Below are 16,728 nucleotides of genomic sequence, written 5' to 3'. Positions count from 1 at the left end.
AATCCGGCACTAACAAATCCGAGCGGCCTGCTGCGGGATCAGGAACCGGCGCCCGGACTCTCATCCGCGCTTACGCAGGTACGCCTCCAGCTCCGCGGCCCCGGTCAGCATCGCCCGCGCGCGGGCGGACAGTCGGCCGCGCCAGTCGCACAGGGCGGCCTCCAGTGGTTGCAGACCGCCGGCCGACCGCACCTGGGCGATCAGCGGGGCGATCTGCTCCAACAGGTAGCCGCCCCTCCTGAGTTGGTGGGCCAACCGGGCGTCCCGGACATCGGCCTCGTCGTAGAGGCGGTACCCGGTCCGCGGGTCACGCCGAGGGCTCACCAGCCCGACGCGCTCCCACTTACGCAGCGTCGCAGGCCGGATTCCGAGGTCCTGTGCCAACGGCCCGATGAACGTGCCGCCGGGCTCGGCCGCAGTAGGGGGCTCCAGGTCGCGGAGGGCGCTCTCCACGGCCTGCAGGGTCCGCCGGTCGTCGAGAAGCTGGGCGTGGCTCTCGTCGATGAGACGGCACGCCTCGTCGTCCGAGCCCTGGTTCACGGCCCGCATGATCGACGTCGCCGTCCGGTGACCGTGACCGGGCACCAGGGCAAGAAACGCGCGCAGAGCCCCCGCGTGCAGCGAGGTGTAGGTGCGGTAGCCGTGGAGTGTGCGGCCGGCGGTCGGAAGGATGCCCGCCTCCTCGTAGTTCCTGACCGCTTGCGTGGACAGGCCGTGCCCGCGCGCCAGATCAACCGGCCTCAGCCGTTCCCCGGTTTGAAGGTTTTGTCCCATGTCCCTGCCGATATCGCGAGAAACTCTCAACCGAAGGTTCAACGATACCGTTGAAGGCATGGCGACTCACATCAAGGATTCCATCCAGGCCTTCGAGGCCGCGGCCGTCATGAGGCTGCTGCCCGCCCGACCCCGGCTGCTCGCCCTGGGCGAGCCCACCCACGGCGAGGACACGCCGCTCGAAATGCGCAACGAGTTGTTCCGGCACCTCGTCGAGCAGGAGGGTTACCGGACGATCGCGATCGAGAGCGACTGCATGACGGGCCTGCTCGTGGACGACTACGTCACCTCGGGCAGGGGGTCCCTCGATGAGGTCATGAAGCACGGATTCAGCCACGGCTGGGGCGCCTACCCGGCCAACCGCGAGCTCGTGCGCTGGATGCGCGCCCACAACGACGGCCGGCCCGCGTCCGAGCAACTCCGCTTCGCCGGCTTCGACGGCCCGCTGGAGATCACCGGCGCCGCGAGCCCCCGACAGGCCCTCACCGCACTACACGGCTACCTCGCGGCCCAAGTGGACGCGGACCTGCTTCCTTGCACCGCGGACACACTGGAGCACCTGCTCGGTCCCGACGACCGGTGGACCGACCCTGCCGCGATGATGGACCCGGCCCAGTCCGTGGGACAGTCGGCAGAGGCCGCTCAACTGCGGCTGCTCGCCGACGATCTGGTCGCGCTGCTGGACACCCAGACACCGCACCTGCTCACGCCGACCTCACGGGACGACTGGGACCGGGCACGCCTGTACGGACGCACGGCGACCGGCCTGCTGCGCTACCACCACTGGATGGCCGACACCTCACCGGCGCGCATGACCCGGCTGTGCGCACAGCGGGATCTGATGATGTCCCACAACCTCCTCGCCGTCGCCGCTCGGGGCCCGGCATTCATCCACGCCCACAACTCCCATCTCCAGCGGGCGAAGAGCACGATGCAGATGTGGGAGGGGCCGGTGGAGTGGTGGAGCGCCGGGGCTCTGGTGAGCGCCCAACTCCGCGAGGAGTACGCCTTCGTGGCCACGACCGTTGGCACGATCCGACACCAGGGAGTGGACACCCCGCCCCCGAACACCCTCGAAGGTCTCCTGTACGCCCTCCCGGACGACCGCTACGTCATCGGCGCCCCGCACCTGTCCACCGCCCTCGGCGACACGCGGCCGACGCTCCGCGAATCCCCCTGGTTCGGCTACGCCCCCTTCGACCCGGCCCACTTGGCGCACACCGACGGCATCGTGTTCGTCAGGGACGTCCTGGACGTCCCGCACAGCTGAGGCCGGCGAAAGGAGTCGATGTTCTCGCTCACCCAGTCGTCGTAGGTTCGGCTCGGGCGGCCGATGATGTCCTGCACGGACGGCCGTTGGTCGGCGGTCCACTGAACGAGTTCGTCGAAGCGGGCGCCGTACCTTCAAGTGCGCACAGCGCCACCTCGATCGCTCCGTCCGGCCCAGCCACGGCGTCGCCGGATCGCCCGACTCTCCTCCGCCGCCAGTTCGACCGTGCCGATGTCGTGCCCGAGAGCGGTGGCGATGGCTCCGTATCCGTGAACGTGTGCTCAGCGGTGGGCCCACAGCCTCGACGACCGTCCCGGCGTAGTCATTGGTCATCAGGGCCGCGGCGACGACCGCAGCGAGATCCTCCTCGTGGATGAAGGGGTCGTGACCCTGATCGAGGAAAGCCTCCCGGACCACCCGTCGGCCCGGACGGTGTCGGACCAGTCCGACCCTGCGGCCTCACCGGCCCACTCCGCGATCGTCCAGCAGTTCTTTTGCGGCAGGTCCGCCAGCAGCCCTCGGGCGAACTTCCCCACCCGACGGCGGCGTTCGGCACGCGCGAGCCTTCCGGCTATGCGCCGCGTCATCCCTACGAGGTCATCGTCCCAACGGCCCGGGTCTACGCCGGGACCAGCGGCCACCGCCTGATGGTCAGTCTTCACACACCGGTGATCACCGGGGCCGCACCCGTCTCCGACCCCCACCCCCGACCTCCCCGACCCCACCCCCGACCTCCCCGACCCCACCCCCGACCTCCCCGACCCCGCGCACGGCTCCGACATCGCTGACATCGGCTTGACCATCCTGGCGGTGGCCATCGCGATCTGGCACGAGGGTCCGCTCCTGCTGGGCCTCGGCCCGACCCACCAGGTATCGCTCTTCGTCTTGATCGTGGTGGGCACTCTGACGGTCGTCCCCGACCGCGCGACGCAACAGCAGGGCTGCTTCCATCTGGCGCTGTTCGCGGCGTACTTGGTGCTGGCGTTCACCCCCTGACGGCACCGGCTCCCGCCCCGGCGGACCTGCCGCCCAGCCCCGGGATCAGCACCGCCGCCACCGCCAGGTGCATCAGAGCGAGGGAGACCCGGGTGCCGCCGTCCATGCCGTCGCCGATGAACGGCAGGAAGGACACGGCCAGTACGGCACAGGCCACCCCGGTCCAGAGGGCGCGGGCGCGCCGTGCCCCGAATCGCTCCAGGGCGGCCAGCAGTCCCCAGCCGGAGAGCGACGCGAGCAGGGCGACGACCGTCACGGGCACGGCGCCGATGTCGAGCGACTGCTCGCCGTCGGCGATCCGCAGCCGGTGCCCCAGGAGTGGGTCCGCGACCAGCCACACCAGGACGGGGGCCAGGACGGCCAGGGCCGTAGCCCCCAGGCGCCTTGTCCGCGCGCTCACTTGACGCCCCCCGAGAGCGCCCCGTGCAGGAAGACCTCCACCAGCTCCTGCGGGGTCAGGTCGGGCTCGTCCTCCGTACGCGGCTGGGTGAAGAGCAGCCCGAAGAAGAGTGCCGCGATCTGCTCCGGTGGCCGGCGCAGGGCGGCCTTCTCGGGCTCCAGCAGCTCCGCGAGGGCCGCGCGGATACGGGTTGTCGACTCGTGGCGGCCCGCGCCGCGCACCGTGCCGGGGTGCTTGCCGCCGCGATGCCCCAGCGAGCCGGCGATCGCACCCATCCTGGCCATGTGCGCCTGCAGTGCCTCGGCCGCCTCCGCGAGCCGGTCGGGCAGCGGCTGGGACAGGTCGATCGCGTCGAGCTCGCGCACGGCGTTTTCGGGGGACAGCGCCTCGGCCATGCAGGCCTGCAGCAGCTCCTCCTTGTCGGCGAAGACCCGGAAGATCGTGCCCTCGCCGATGCCCGCGGCGCGGGCGATCTTCGCGGTCGTCACCGCGGCGCCGTACTCGGCGATCAGAGGGATCGCGGTCTGGATGATCATCTCGCGGCGCTGCTCCGGCGACATGCCGGGGGCGCGGCGGCGGGTGGGTTGGTTCTCCTTAGGTGCTGTCATGACTGCGAGAGTACGGAGTGAGTACTCACTCCGTCAATGAGTGAGTACTCACTCCGCTCACTTTTCCCGCACTCGGCGGCTTGTCGAACCGCATCAAAGCCCAGTTCATCGACCACCGCGACTTCACGCTGGACGGCATCGACCACGCCAGCCACAAAGAGCAGGGCAGCACGATCCGCCGCTCCACCCTCTGCCGGAACAAGCGCGCCGTGGATAGCCGTAGTTATTCGCTTGCACGTCATCGTCACTCGGGTCAACGTCGCCTGACACCTGACGAAGGCAGAGAAGATGACCATGCAGACCCACCCCGTCGACCACGAACTCATCCAGGCCGCGGCGCACATCGCCAGCACCCGCTGCCGGGGCGACAACCACACCATGGCGGCCGCGGCCCGCGCGCAGGACGGCCGGATCGTCACCGCGGTGAACGCCTACCACTTCACGGGTGGCCCCTGCGCCGAGCTCGTCCTCATCGGCGCGGCAGCCGCCCAGGGCGCCTACGGGCTGGAGACGATTGTCGCCGTTGGCGATCGCAACCGGGGGGTTGTCCCCCCGTGCGGCCGGTGCCGTCAGGTCCTCCTCGACTACTTCCCCACCCTCAAGGTCATCGTCGGCGAACACGACCGCGTCCGAACCGTCCTCATCACCGACCTGCTTCCCGAAAGCTACGTCTGGGCCGACCACCAGCTCGACGCCGAGTAAGCGCCGAGTAAGCAGAGCCACCCGGACTGACGCCGTCGCCCAAGAGGACGCCGTCGGCCGCGAACAGGGCGAACGTTGCTGATGCGAACGGGAATGCCATGGACTCCTTCCAGTTCTGCCAGGCCATCGGGGCGGATACCTGCCGAAAGCCGTCCGCGAGCAAGCCGAGGCTGAGCCGGCAGAAACGCGATGTGCTCTCGGCCAGAGGCCGGTCGGGTCGCAGACGGCAGGCCCGCCCAACTCCTGCGCAGGAGCAGCCTGCTGGACGCGATCGGTTGATGGTAGGCGTTTTGGCACATCGGCATGTGGCAGCCGAGCGGAAGGCCGGGCGGCGGAGCGGATGACATGGTGCGCCCGACGAACGACGGAGGTGTTTGGCGTGGACGCGGTGACATCGCGATACGGCGGTGAGGTCCTGCAGGAGCAGGGCCGGGCCGGCGACCCCTGGGAGGGGGTGGACGCGGCAGCTCTCGCGCAGGCCGTGCGGGCCCAGGCGGGGCGGCCGGTGGCGGGCATCGGCGACATGGCGTCGTATCTCGCCCGCCAGGTGTCGGACGCCTCCCACCGCGAGGTCCTCGGCCCGCTTCTCGACGGTCAGGGGGCCTGCGGTGTCGTCGTGCGGCGCGGCGCGGTTCTGGCTTCGTGGGGCGACCCGGCCCGAGCGGAGATGGCCTACAGCGCCACGAAGAGCGTGCTGTCACTGGTGGCGGGCATCGCCTTCGACGACGGGGCGTTGCGCCTGGACGAGCCCGTGTCGGAGTCGGTGGACCTGCCCGAGTTCGGCACCGCCCACGGGCGTGCGATCACCTGGCGCCAACTGCTGGACCAGACCAGCCAGTGGGAGGGCGAGCTGTGGTCCAAGCCGACCTGGGTGGACGCGCAGAGCACCCGCGAGGGCACGGAGTCGGCGGGCGGACTGCCCGGCGTGGGCTGGGCCTACAACGACGTGCGGGTGAACCTGACGGCTCTGGCGCTCACGGTCCGGTTCGGCCGTGCCCTGCCGGACGTGCTGCGCGAGCGCGTCATGACGCCGGTCGGCGCCTCCGGCGGCTGGTCCTGGCACGGCTACGAGAACTCGGTGGTCGACATCGACGGCACCGAGGTGCCGGTGGTCTCCGGTGGCGCGCACTGGGGCGGCGGCCTGTGGATCAGCGCCCTGGACCTGGCCCGGATCGGCATGCTGTGTCTGCGCGGCGGGACATGGTGGGAGCGCCAGGTCCTGTCGCGTCGCTGGATCGAGGAACTGTGGACTCCCTGCCGGGTCAAGCCCGAGTACGGCCTGTCGTGGTGGCTCAACGACCACGGCACGGTGTGGCCCCGGGCCCCGCGCACGGGCCGCTGCGCCCGCGGCAATGGCGGCAACCACCTGCTGTGGGTGGACCCGGCACGCGACCTGGTGATCGCCTCACGCTGGGGCGCCGAGGTGGAGCGCCTCCTGGCCGAGGTTTCATCGGCGGTGCCGCCCCACGCGTGACGCGCAGGAGGCGCTTCTCGGCTCGTCTTTCACGGCATCCTCGCCACGCGTGCCCCGTGTTGCCGGCGGTGCCCCCTGCCGCCGAGGAGCTAGGCGATCTCGCAGGCGGCACGGGCCACCGAACCACCTTGCGTCCGGGTCGTCTTGCCAGGCACCAGCGGCCGCAGGCCCCTGCGCCGACCGACTCCCGAATCACTCCCACGCGGTGGTCACGCAGGGCGACAGCCACCGCCTCGCCGAGGCCACCACCGGCCCTGGGCGTCGTCCCACTCGACTGACCCACAGCTGGGGAGACTGTGCCGGCAGAGCACCTGCGGGCGGTCCTGGTACAGGGCCTTTACTGGTGCGGTTGTCGTACGGATGATCTAAGGTCGCGCTGTTCTCTGGGGAGGGGATGACGCATGGTGCGTGTGGGGCGGTGGGCTGTGCTGTGCGCGGCCGTGGTGCTGGTGGTGGCGGGGTGCGGACAGCGGGCGGCGGAGTTCGGGCCTGACTTCGCGAGCGCTGAGGAACTGCCGGAGAGGCTCGGTGCGGACGGCACCACCATCACGGTCGGCGATCCCGACGCGCCGGTGAAGGTGCACCTGTACGAGGATCCCCGCTGTCCGTACTGCGAGGAGTTCGAGATCACCGGCGGCGGTCCGCAACTGCGGGAGGCCCTGCTCGACCGCTGGGCCCGAGCCGAGTACACCCTCGCCTCCTTCCTGGACGACCGGGTCGGCGGCACCGGGTCGAAGAAGGCGGTCAACGCCCTGCGTGCCGCGCTGGAGGAGGGCAAGTTCGTTGAGTACCACGAGGTGCTCTACGCCAACCAGCCCGAGGAGAGCGTCGACGGCTACACCGACGCCCACCTGCTGGAACTGGCCGGCAAGGTCAAGGGCCTGCGCAGCCCGACCTTCGACGCGGCCGTGAGATCCATGAAGTACCGCGCCTTCGTTACGGCCTCCCAGAAGGCTTATGAGAAGGCCGGCGGAGCCAAGGAGCCCGGAGGTCCAGGTACACCCACCGCGGTGATCAACGACAAGCGGATCCCACTGCAGTACAACGCCCTCCTCCTGGAGGGCGAGACCTTCGCCGAACTGCTGCAGAAGGTCTACGACCAGCCCGGGGAGTGGCAGGACACCACTCTGTGAACCGCACATGCACCAGCACCTTGGTGCTGGTGATCGTGGAGCCCAAACCCGCTGATCAGCGCGACACCCTCGGCGCCCGTTATTCTCAGGGCATGGTCGGCGCACAGACACAGAAGGCCGAACGGGGGCCGGGGCGACCGCGGCAGGAACGTGTCACGGACGACACGCTCGAGGCGGTCATCGAGTTGGTGACCCAGCAGGGCGTGAGGGCGGTCACGATGGACGCCGTGGCCGAGCGTGCCAAGGTGAGCAAGCCCGCCATCTACCGGCGCTGGCCCTCGAAGCAAGCCCTGATCATCGCGGCTGCCGAAACACGTATCGGCCCTCTCTCGGTGCCGGACCTGGGTGACATCCGCGCCGAACTGCGCGAGGTGCTGACCGCCCGCCTCGCGGCCTACCGACTGCCGGGAACGGCCCGGCTGCTGGCAGAACTGGTCGCGTTGGCCGCCGAAGGGGAAGGCGCGCGCGGCGAATACGCGGAATACACCGAGCGGATGATGGCCGAGACGCGCACCATCCTTCAGCGGGGCATCGCCCGCGGCGAGGTGCGGCCCGACATCGACATCCGGTCGGCCGCCACACTCGTGGCTGCGCCCCTGGTGTTCCGATTGCTGGCGGAAAGCGACCTGCCCAACGCTCGGTTCGTGGATGACGTGGTCGACCTCGTCGTCCGGGCGGTCGGCCGGCCTGCGGACTGAGCGTTGCCCGGCCGGAGATTTTGGACTCCGTGCGGACAGTGCCGACCGTCGCAGGGGCAGAGGGGCGCGGAGCGGCGGTCGGCGCCGGCTCTCATGCCGCCAGGCGGCGAGCGTCGCGGGCCGGGTCGATCAGGGTCACGGCTGCCGTGCCGCCCAACAGGAGGAGTACGGCTGCCAGGAGCACGGCGTGCTGGTAGCCCTCCCTGCCCTGAGTGTCGACCAGATAGCCCGTCAGGACGGGGGCGATCAGGCCGCCTGTCGTGACCACGGCGTTCATCAGTCCCAGGGCGCCGCCGCGCCGACGTGCCGGGACGACTTCGGCGACCGTGGTCACCGCGATGGTCGACATCGCTCCGCAGAATCCGAACCCGACGAGTAGCAGCAGCACGGCAGCCGACCCGCTCCCGACCTGCGAAAGGACCGCGCAGGCGAGGGCGGAGAGCAGCAGGGTGCTGCCGCCGACACGGGCACGGGCCCACCGGCTGCTCACTCCGCGTCGCAGCAGCCATCCGGTCGCTCCCGCCTGCCCCAGCAGCGCGGCGCCGCTGACCGCCCAGATCCCGGCGATCAGGCCGGCGGCGGTGGTCGTGGAGTAGCCCAGCCCGTCGTGCAGGTAGGAGGGCGCCCACACCAGGGAAAGGCTGATCATCCAGTAGGTGCTGAAATAGCCGATAGTGGCGCCGATCCACGTGCCGGTACCCATGATGCGGCGGTACGAGGGGACAGGCCCGCTCCCTTCGTACTGCCGGCTCCCGTCGTCATGCCTGCTCTCTTCGTCATGGCTGCTGCCGGTCGTGGAAACGGCACCGCCATCATGGGCTCCGGCTTCCGCGTCCCTGCCGAACACGGCCCAGGCCGCCGCCCACACCACGCCCGCGATCGCGACGGCGGCGAAGGCGGAACGCCAGCCGTGGTGCTGGATCATCCAGGTCAGACCTGGGGCCGCAACGACAACGCCGAGAGTGACGCCGATGCTGATCAGCGCGCCGGGCAGGTTGCGTTTGCGGTCCGGAAACCACGCCAGCGCGGCGTGCTGGGCCACAGGGAAGGCGGGCCCCTCCGCGGCCCCCAGCAGGATTCGTGAGACGACCAGGGCGACCAGTCCGCCGCCCAGGGCCATGGGCGTCTGGGCCACCGACCACAGCAGCGCCATGCCCAGCAGCAGCCACCGAGGCCGCATCCGGTCCGACAGCAGCCCGACCGCGGCGCCGCAGACCGAGAAGAGCAGGAAGAAGGCGCTGTTGGCCAGCCCGAAGCCGGTCGCCGACAGGCCCAGGTCGCGGCGGATGGGACCGGCCGCCAGTCCGAGGACGGACTTGTCGGCGAAGTTGACCATCATGAAGACCACCAGCAGTCCGGTGACGGTCCACGCGCGGCGTGTGTGCCCCGGGCTGTTCGTGGCGGTCTCGGCCGGCGTGACGCGTGTGTCATCGGTTCTGGGCACTGGGGCTCCATGTAGGTAGCTGCTTTTCGGGCAGGCAGGCGTGGTCGGCGTGCAGCGCAGGAAGGCGGGACGCCGGCAAGCGGGGCGCCGGCAAGCGGGACGCGCTGATACGAGCCGATCGCCGCGGCAACAAAATCGTTCCGTGCAGTATCGATACGTGTGGGCGTGACGGCAAGACCCGAGCGTGGCGCACGATGCCTGAGGCTCCTGTCCCGAGACGCCAGTCAAGTCAGCGACTTACGGACGGCGCGGTGAAGTGGTCACGCGGAGCTCTTGCCGTACAGGCCGCCAATATCGATACTTCGAGTAACGATTACCCGATGCGACCGTGGAGAACCGCATGGACACCACCGGAACCGACAAGAACCCTCTCCTGGCCAAGCCGCTGTTCCACTCCGGGCGGCGGGTGCTGGACCGGACCGCGCCGGGTGCGGCGCAGTCCGAGTACCGGCTGCTGGAGATCGCGCCGATGACCCCTCACATCGGGGCGGAGATCGCCGGCGTCGACCTGTCCCGGCCGATCGACGAGGAACTCGCGAAGGAACTGCGGCAGGCGCTGCTGGAGTGGAAGGTCATCTTCTTCCGCGGCCAGCACGACTTCGACCCGGCTTCCCACTTGGCGCTTGCCGCCGTGTGGGGCGAGCCGGAGCCGAACCCGTTCTTCCCCAAGGGCGACACCGTCGGCGTCTCGCGGCTCGCCAAGGACGCGACCGCCATCGGCCAGGAGAACATCTGGCACAGCGACCACTCGTTCATGGCCGCCCCCGCCCTGGGCTCGGTGCTGCGCTCGGTCGAGGTCCCGCCGGCCGGCGGCGACACCATGTGGGCCGACATGGGTGCCGCCTACGACAACCTCACCGCCGAGATGCGGCAGCGTATCGACGGCCTCACCGCCGTACACGACTGGGAGCCCAGCTGGGGCGCGTTCATGACCCAGGATCAGATCACGGCTCTGCGCCGGTCGTTGCCCCCGGTCGAACACCCCGTCGTCGTGAGCCACCCCAACACCGGGCGCAAGACCCTGTACGTCAACGAGCCCTTCACCACCCGCATCGTGGGCCTGCCCGAGGACGAGAGCCGGGAACTGCTCCACGAGCTGGGCCTGCAGGCCCGCATCCCCGAGCTCCAGGTGCGCTTCCGCTGGCAGCCCGACTCGGTGGCGATCTGGGACAACATCGCCGTCCAGCACTACGCGATCAACGACTACTACCCCCAGCGCCGCGTGATGGAGCGCATAGCGATCGCGGGCGTCCCACTGTCCTGAGCCACTCGTCCCTCAGCCAGGCCGCGCACCCCTGCGAGCTGACGGCGGGCCGCCGTGGTGCGCCCTGCTGGGAGCCCTCGACTCCCACGGTTGGGGTTCGGGGGCAGGGTGGGGTCGGCCGCCTGCGCACCGGTTCCTGGTGGCCGTGTGGTCCGCGCTCGGCCGCACGGCCACCGTTCCCGACCCTGATCGACCCCGCTCGCGCCACGCGCCACGCGCCACGCGCCACGCGCCACGCGCCACGCGCCACGCGCCACGCGCCACGCGCCACGCGCCACGCGCCACACGAGACGCGGCACGCGCCACACAAGACGCGACATGTGACACGCGACGACGCCGCGTCACGTCACCACCCCCGTTCTGGATCTGCTTGTTCGCCCCGCCAAGGAGTGACGTGAACAGCCCTGCCCTCGACACCCCCGCCCTCGACCGCGCCCTGACAGAGCTGCGTCACAACGCAGCGTCCTGGGCGGCCGCGTCGCTCGCCGAACGTGTCGGCCTGTTGGAGCGGCTCATGCCCAGGATCCGCGACGGCGCGGCCGACCTGGTCGCGGCCGGCGCCCGCGCCAAGGGATACCACCCCGACTCCCCGTGGGCCGGCGAGGACTGGGCGGGAGGTCCGTGGGCGCTGGCCCAGAACGTCGCCGCGCGCCTGCACGTGCTTCGGCGCCTGGCCGCCGGCCGGAGCCCGGTGCCCGCAAGGTCGGTGCACGAGCAGGGGGGCCGCACCTCCGTGGACGTCTTCCCCGCCACCGGCTGGGACCGCGTGCTGCTCAACGGCTACTCGGCCCGGGTCCGGATGCGGGCCGGGATCACCGCCGAACAGGTACGGGACCGTGCGGCCGGACAGTACCGCGGCCGTGCGCAGCGCCCCGGTGTCGCGCTCGTCCTGGGTGCCGGAAACGTCGCAGCGCTCACCGCGACCGACATCCTGCACAAGCTCTACGCCGAGGGCCACGTCGTCATCGCCAAGATGAACCCCTTCAACGCCTACCTGCGCCCGCACTTCGAGCAGATCTTCGCCGAGTACGTCCGGCACGGCTGGGTGCGGTTCGTGGACGGCGGCCCCGCCGAGGGCGCGTACCTCACCGCCCACGACGCAGTGGATTCCATCCACGTGACCGGCAGCGACCGTACCCACGATGCCATCGTCTGGGGCACCGACGAGCACGCGGAGCGGCGTCGCCGCGAGGACGCCCCGCTGATCGACAAGCAGTTCACCAGCGAACTGGGCGGGGTCAGTCCGTGCATCGTGGTGCCGGGGCCGTGGAGCCGGGCGGACTTCCGCTACCAGGCCGAGCACATCGTCACGAGCAAGATGAACAACTCCGGCCACAACTGCATCGCCGGCCAGGTACTGGTGCTGCCCCGCTCCTGGCCGGGAACCGAGCGGCTGTTGGAAGAGATCCGGCGGGTGCTGCGTGCACTGCCGCCGCGTGCCGACTACTACCCCGGCGCCCACCACCGCCTCCAGGCAGTCCTCGCCGCACACCCCCAAGCGGAGTGCCACGCCGACGACAGCCGGATCCTGGTTCCGGACATCACCGACCACGACGACGTGCTGCTCACCGGCGAAGTCTTCGCCAGCGCCCTGGGGGTGGTCCGCCTGCCGGGCGAGACCGCCGCGCATTTCCTGCGCCACGCTGTCGACTTCGCCAACACCGTCCTCCCCGGCACGCTCGGCGCGACCCTCATAGTCGATCCCAGGACCGAGAGGGCGCAGCCGGCCGCGGTGGAGTCGGCCATCTCGGAGCTGCGCTACGGCACGCTGGGCGTCAACTCCTGGTCCGGCGTGAACTTCCTGCTCGGTTACACCCCTTGGGGCGCGTACCCCGGCCATACCCGGCAGGAGATCGGCAGCGGCATCGGCTTCGTCAACAACGCCTTCATGCTCGAGGACATCGAGAAGACCGTCCTGCGCGCCCCCTTTGCACCCGCCCCTCGCGGTCTGCTCACCGGCTCCCCGTCCCTGTCTCCCAAGCCGCCGTACTTCGTCTCCCACCGCACCGGCCGCACCACCCTGGAGCGCGTCACCCGTTTCACCACAGCGCCCGGCATCAGCCGGCTGCCCGCCGTCTTCGCCTCAGCCCTGCGCGGCTGACCAGAAAACCCCCGCACCTGAACCTCCCCGACTCCCTCACCCGCGCCGCCCGCCTCCACGGCGTTCCCCTCGCCATCGAGCTCGAAAGCCGGCAACTCACCTACGAGAGGGCCTGATGCCGGCCAACCTGGCAGTACGTGCGCGACAGCGGCATGGTTCTCGTCCTCGCCCACCAGGACGTGGCCACGCAACGGCTGGACATGCAGGGCGGCTCCACCCTTACGACCTGGTGCGCAATTGCCTCGCGCTGAGCCGCGCAGCGATCTACCCTCGCGGCCATGACGTCACACGATGCGCCGGCAGGCTCCCGGATCGCTCCCGGTGGTGCCGGGCTGGTGATCCGGCAAGAGACCGCTGACGATCACCGAGATGTGCGCGAGGTTCATACGCGCGCCTTCGGTGACAGCGATCGGGTTCCCGGGCTCGTGGAGGCACTTCGCGTTGCGGAGGCTGCGTTGGCGCCGATGTCCTTCGTCGCTGTCGTTGATGACCGGGTCGTCGGGCATGTCCTGCTGAGCGCGACGCGGTTGGATGCTCCGCGCCGGATCGTGGACGTCCTGTCCCTGTCACCGCTGGGCGTGGTCCCGGAGTTCCAGCGTCAGGGCATCGGTACACAGCTCATCGCCCACGCCCTGGAGGCGGCCGACAGGCAGGGTGTGCCGTTGGTCTTCCTGGAGGGTTCGCCGCGCTACTACGGCACGCGCGGCTTCGAGAGTGCCGGCGCGGTGGGCTTCCGTTCGCCGTCGCTGCGTATCCCTGAAGCCGCGTTCCAGGTCGCCCGGTTGTCCGCTCACGAGCCGTGGATGACGGGCACCTTCGTCTACTCAGAGGCCTTTTGGGCCTTTGACTGCGTCGGCCTGCGCGACCCCGAGAACTGAAGGGCTCGATGGGCCCGTACGGCCCTGCCTCATTTTGCCTTCACGGGCCTGTCGCGTGCACATCTCGGCAACTGGTCACCCTCGCCCACCTGCGGCTGGATCTCACCCACGCGGCCCTGGCCGAGGTGTTCGACGTCGACCGGTGCACCGTGACCAAGGCCATCGGAGGAATCAAGCCGCGTCCGTCACCAAGCCCGTCACCGAGCGCGAACGCGTCAGCGCCGATCCCGACTGGTACGAGACGGCCGGAATCTCACTGGGGGTCCACGTCACCGACATCACCCAGCAGGACGTCTACGCGGCACTGCGCGCCGAACACTTCCCCGAACGACCCCATCCGGCGGAATCCTTCGTGGAAGTGTCCTCGCTCGCCGACCCCGCGTGGATGATCGAGATAGAGGCCATCGGGCTCATCCACCAGGGCTGACACCAACACGGCCGCCGGCCGGGGACTGCGCCTGCCACGCTGATCCCCGGCGGAGGCACCGGGGCCGGACGGTTCGTTCCGTCGGCCGCTTCCTGGAGACTGCGGTGACCAGTCCGGTGCTGCGACGGTGATCATCCTGGCGCCCATGCCTTCGAGGACCGCGTCCATCCCGGGATCTCCGTGCGACGGACGGCCACCGACTTCAGACGTTCGAGGGCTGGAAACCCTCGGCGCTGACGTTGGGCATCACCGTGCTCGTCACGCGGTAGCGGCCGTTGGGGACGTCGCAGGATTTGGTGACATGCACAGCCAGCGGTCCGGCCCATTCGTACCCTTGGTGCTCGCCGTGCTGTGCCAGCCTGTCGGTGAGAGCCTGCCCCACCTGGCCTGTGTTGCGGGCGAGTTCATCGTGGACGTGTTCGGCCAGTTCCACGTCGTACGCGTTCGGGACCACGACCCGGCTTTGACTGCACACCACGGCGTTGCTGTCACATTCACGCCGCAACGCATCCACCAACTCGACCGGGTCCCTGCGGAAGAACTGTGCCCAGAGCGCCTCTCCGGCGCGCTCCAGAGTCCGTTCCCATCCGGTGAGCGTGCTCATCTGCTCGTCACTCCTTCGTCCTCGTCATCTCACACTCGGCAGCGCCCGCGTCGCCTACTCGAAGCGGCACCGGTCCTCCTCGTTCCACGAGCGGGTGTCACGCGGCTCGACGTACGGCTCCTCCTGTGGCGGGTACCCTCCGGCGATGGCGCGCTGGCGGGCAGTCTCGGCGTCGAACTCAAGGCCCAGCAGGACGGCGATGTTGGTGATCCACAGCCATACCAGGAAGACGATCACGCCGGCGAAGGCGCCGTAGGTCTTGTTGTAGGAGGCGAAGTTCGCCGCGTAGAACGCGAAACCGGCGGAGGCGATCATCCAGATGGCCAGGGCGAGGACGCTGCCCGGCGTGATCCATTTGAAGCCGCGGATCTTCGCGTTGGGACTGGCCCAGTACAGAATCGCGATCATGAAGGTCACCAGGATGACCAGGACCGGCCATTTTGCGATCGACCACACCGTCAAGGCGGTGTCACCCACCCCGAGCACGTCGCCGGCTCGGCGGGCGACGGCGCCGGTGAAGACCACGATCAGGGCGCTGAGCACCGCGAGGATCATCAGCACGATCGTCAGGGCCAGCCGTAGCGGCAGAACCTTCCACACGGGGCGGCCTTCCGGCACGTCATAGACGGCGTTGGAGGTGCGGATGAACGCCGCCACGTAGCCGGACGCCGACCACACTGCCAGGGCCAGGCCGACGATCGCCATGATCGACCCGATGCCGGAGGTGCCCTGCAGCTGGTGCACCGCGTCGCGGATCACGTCGTGGGCGGCGCCCGGGGCGAGCTGCTGGACGTGGTCCAGCACCGTACTGCCGGCCGACTGACCGGCAACTCCCAGCAGGGACACCAGCACCAGCAGGGCGGGGAACAGCGACAGGATGCCGTAGTAGGTCAGGGCTGCCGCGCGGTCCGTCAGCTCGTCGTCCTTGAACTCCTTGAGTGTGCCGCGCAGCACCGCCAGCCACGACTTCTTCGTCATCCGGGCGGGTGTGTCCGGCTCCTTGCGTTCCACGTCCGGACCCGGACCGAACCTTTCCTGCTCGCCCGTGCGGGCGTGCCTGTCAGGGCGGTCTTCCTGCGCGCCGCCCTCCGGGCCCTGTGTGGGGCCACGGCCAAGGTGAGCGTCCTCGCGTCTGTGTCCCGGTTTCATGAGCTTCGCCATACGCGGCGGGTAACCACAAACGACGTAGTCACCCGGCTCGGCCCCTACTGCGGGATGCCGGCGCGGTGTTGCCCGGGCCGACGTCCTCACGGGCGGCGAACCGAACCGGAGGGGGAGCCGCCGCCCATCGCGCACGGCCACCGCCTCGCGTGAGCCCTGTCTCACCTGGGCGGCGCCACTTGGCTATGCAACGAGTTGCATATAAAGATCGAGGTATGGCGCTCGAGCACGCGATCCTCGTCTCCCTGCTGGAGAAGCCGGGCACCGGCTATGAGCTGGCCCGGCGGTTCGACCGGTCCATCGGATACTTCTGGACCGCCACGCACCAGCAGATCTATCGCGTCCTCAAGCGCATGGAGAGCGATGGCCTGCTCGCCGTTCGCGGATTGCCGCAGCAGAGCCGGCCGGACAAGAAGGAGTACTCCGTCGTGGGGCCCGGCCGCGCCGTCCTCTCGCGGTGGCTGCACGAATCGATCGAACCCGAGAGCATCCGGCACGAGCTCGCCGTGAAGATCCGCGGCGCGGCCTTCGACGACCCGTCCGTGCTGATCCGTGAAGTCGAACGGCATCGGCAGGTGCACAGCGACCGGCTGACGCACTATCTCGCCGGTGAGCAGCGCGACTTCACCGGACCGGCGGCCCCCGCCCGGCTCGACGCCGGTCAGGAACTCCAGCATGTCGTGCTGCGCGGCGGCATCGCGTACGAGCGAATGACCGTCGCCTGGCTCGACGACGTACTCGCCACGCTCCGCCGGCTCGGCACGTCAGACCCGCACCCCTGAACTGCCGGCCAC

At 69.9% G+C, this 16,728-nt stretch carries 17 protein-coding genes; 11 read left to right on the top strand and 6 right to left on the bottom strand.

From position 1 onward, the window contains the following. Window positions 1-60: 60 nt before the first annotated feature. A complete protein-coding gene (locus OG331_RS06700; RefSeq protein WP_406192693.1) occupies window positions 61-774 on the bottom strand; it encodes a TioE family transcriptional regulator in 714 nt (237 codons plus the stop codon). 58 nt (window positions 775-832) lie between these two features. Between OG331_RS06700 and OG331_RS06695 the strand changes: the two genes are divergently transcribed. Together OG331_RS06695 and OG331_RS06690 are read left to right on the top strand one after the other, a co-directional pair. Then, window positions 833-2,044, top strand: coding sequence for an erythromycin esterase family protein (locus OG331_RS06695; protein WP_406192690.1), 1,212 nt, complete (start codon window positions 833-835; stop codon window positions 2,042-2,044). An 810-nt stretch (window positions 2,045-2,854) separates the two neighbouring features. Next, window positions 2,855-3,040, top strand: a complete 186-nt coding sequence (locus tag OG331_RS06690; protein WP_406192687.1) for a hypothetical protein — start codon at window positions 2,855-2,857, stop codon at window positions 3,038-3,040. Here the strand turns inward: OG331_RS06690 and OG331_RS06685 are convergent. Further along, window positions 3,030-3,440, bottom strand: a complete 411-nt coding sequence (locus OG331_RS06685; protein WP_406192684.1) for a DUF6069 family protein — start codon at window positions 3,438-3,440, stop codon at window positions 3,030-3,032. The genes OG331_RS06690 and OG331_RS06685 overlap by 11 nt on opposite strands. Continuing rightward, window positions 3,437-4,048: a TetR/AcrR family transcriptional regulator gene (locus OG331_RS06680; protein ID WP_406192681.1), complete on the bottom strand. Its 612-nt coding sequence runs from the start codon at window positions 4,046-4,048 to the stop codon at window positions 3,437-3,439. Before OG331_RS06680 ends, OG331_RS06685 begins: the two co-directional genes overlap by 4 nt. Window positions 4,049-4,336: 288 nt before the next feature. Between OG331_RS06680 and OG331_RS06675 the strand changes: the two genes are divergently transcribed. From OG331_RS06675 to OG331_RS06660, 4 genes are all read left to right on the top strand, one after another. Next, complete coding sequence (locus OG331_RS06675; protein WP_406192678.1) at window positions 4,337-4,750, top strand: cytidine deaminase family protein; 414 nt, start codon at window positions 4,337-4,339, stop codon at window positions 4,748-4,750. 379 nt (window positions 4,751-5,129) lie between these two features. After that, on the top strand, window positions 5,130-6,224 hold the full coding sequence (locus tag OG331_RS06670; RefSeq protein WP_406192675.1) for a serine hydrolase domain-containing protein: 1,095 nt from the start codon (window positions 5,130-5,132) through the stop codon (window positions 6,222-6,224). A 401-nt stretch (window positions 6,225-6,625) separates the two neighbouring features. Then, window positions 6,626-7,357, top strand: coding sequence for a DsbA family protein (locus OG331_RS06665; RefSeq protein WP_406192672.1), 732 nt, complete (start codon window positions 6,626-6,628; stop codon window positions 7,355-7,357). Window positions 7,358-7,380: 23 nt separating this feature from the next. Beyond that, complete coding sequence (locus tag OG331_RS06660; RefSeq protein WP_406209780.1) at window positions 7,381-8,055, top strand: TetR/AcrR family transcriptional regulator; 675 nt, start codon at window positions 7,381-7,383, stop codon at window positions 8,053-8,055. A gap of 91 nt (window positions 8,056-8,146) precedes the next feature. Here the strand turns inward: OG331_RS06660 and OG331_RS06655 are convergent, their stop codons facing one another. Then, window positions 8,147-9,499, bottom strand: coding sequence for an MFS transporter (locus OG331_RS06655; RefSeq protein ID WP_406192669.1), 1,353 nt, complete (start codon window positions 9,497-9,499; stop codon window positions 8,147-8,149). Between the two features lie 340 nt (window positions 9,500-9,839). Here OG331_RS06655 and OG331_RS06650 point away from each other — a divergent pair, with 340 nt between their 5' ends. From OG331_RS06650 to OG331_RS06635, 4 genes are all read left to right on the top strand, one after another. Next, window positions 9,840-10,763, top strand: a complete 924-nt coding sequence (locus OG331_RS06650; RefSeq protein WP_406192666.1) for a TauD/TfdA dioxygenase family protein — start codon at window positions 9,840-9,842, stop codon at window positions 10,761-10,763. A gap of 394 nt (window positions 10,764-11,157) precedes the next feature. Then, window positions 11,158-12,864, top strand: a complete 1,707-nt coding sequence (locus tag OG331_RS06645) for an aldehyde dehydrogenase family protein (RefSeq protein WP_406192663.1) — start codon at window positions 11,158-11,160, stop codon at window positions 12,862-12,864. Between the two features lie 371 nt (window positions 12,865-13,235). Continuing rightward, a complete protein-coding gene (locus OG331_RS06640) occupies window positions 13,236-13,742 on the top strand; it encodes a GNAT family N-acetyltransferase (RefSeq protein ID WP_406209777.1) in 507 nt (168 codons plus the stop codon). A 142-nt stretch (window positions 13,743-13,884) separates the two neighbouring features. Next, window positions 13,885-14,169 (top strand): RidA family protein, encoded by a 285-nt coding sequence (locus tag OG331_RS06635; protein ID WP_406192660.1) that lies wholly within the window; start codon window positions 13,885-13,887, stop codon window positions 14,167-14,169. 202 nt (window positions 14,170-14,371) lie between these two features. Here the strand turns inward: OG331_RS06635 and OG331_RS06630 are convergent, their stop codons facing one another. Continuing rightward, the gene (locus OG331_RS06630) at window positions 14,372-14,773 is read right to left on the bottom strand and encodes a DUF3662 domain-containing protein (protein ID WP_406192657.1); all 402 of its coding nucleotides are present in this window, start codon (window positions 14,771-14,773) and stop codon (window positions 14,372-14,374) included. Window positions 14,774-14,827: 54 nt separating this feature from the next. Continuing rightward, a complete protein-coding gene (locus OG331_RS06625; protein ID WP_406209774.1) occupies window positions 14,828-15,922 on the bottom strand; it encodes a YihY/virulence factor BrkB family protein in 1,095 nt (364 codons plus the stop codon). Window positions 15,923-16,149: 227 nt separating this feature from the next. Between OG331_RS06625 and OG331_RS06620 the strand changes: the two genes are divergently transcribed. Next, window positions 16,150-16,716 (top strand): PadR family transcriptional regulator, encoded by a 567-nt coding sequence (locus tag OG331_RS06620; RefSeq protein WP_406192654.1) that lies wholly within the window; start codon window positions 16,150-16,152, stop codon window positions 16,714-16,716. Window positions 16,717-16,728 lie beyond the last annotated feature (12 nt).

The sequence above is a fragment of the Streptomyces sp. NBC_01017 genome (assembly GCF_045162795.1).
GTDB classification, from domain to species: domain Bacteria; phylum Actinomycetota; class Actinomycetes; order Streptomycetales; family Streptomycetaceae; genus Streptomyces; species Streptomyces machairae.
The sequence above is the reverse complement of the archived record's forward strand: the minus strand, read 5'-3'. Positions and strand labels throughout refer to the sequence as shown.

Excerpts from the sequence above, each read along its gene's own strand:
- OG331_RS06700 (WP_406192693.1), bottom strand. The coding sequence starts at position 774 with ATGGGACAAAACCTTCAAACCGGGGAACGGCTGAGGCCGGTTGATCTG.
- OG331_RS06695 (WP_406192690.1), top strand. The coding sequence starts at position 833 with ATGGCGACTCACATCAAGGATTCCATCCAGGCCTTCGAGGCCGCGGCC.
- OG331_RS06680 (WP_406192681.1), bottom strand. The coding sequence starts at position 4,048 with ATGACAGCACCTAAGGAGAACCAACCCACCCGCCGCCGCGCCCCCGGC.
- OG331_RS06675 (WP_406192678.1), top strand. The coding sequence starts at position 4,337 with ATGACCATGCAGACCCACCCCGTCGACCACGAACTCATCCAGGCCGCG.
- OG331_RS06665 (WP_406192672.1), top strand. The coding sequence starts at position 6,626 with ATGGTGCGTGTGGGGCGGTGGGCTGTGCTGTGCGCGGCCGTGGTGCTG.
- OG331_RS06650 (WP_406192666.1), top strand. The coding sequence starts at position 9,840 with ATGGACACCACCGGAACCGACAAGAACCCTCTCCTGGCCAAGCCGCTG.
- OG331_RS06630 (WP_406192657.1), bottom strand. The coding sequence starts at position 14,773 with ATGAGCACGCTCACCGGATGGGAACGGACTCTGGAGCGCGCCGGAGAG.
- OG331_RS06625 (WP_406209774.1), bottom strand. The coding sequence starts at position 15,922 with ATGAAACCGGGACACAGACGCGAGGACGCTCACCTTGGCCGTGGCCCC.
- OG331_RS06620 (WP_406192654.1), top strand. The coding sequence starts at position 16,150 with ATGGCGCTCGAGCACGCGATCCTCGTCTCCCTGCTGGAGAAGCCGGGC.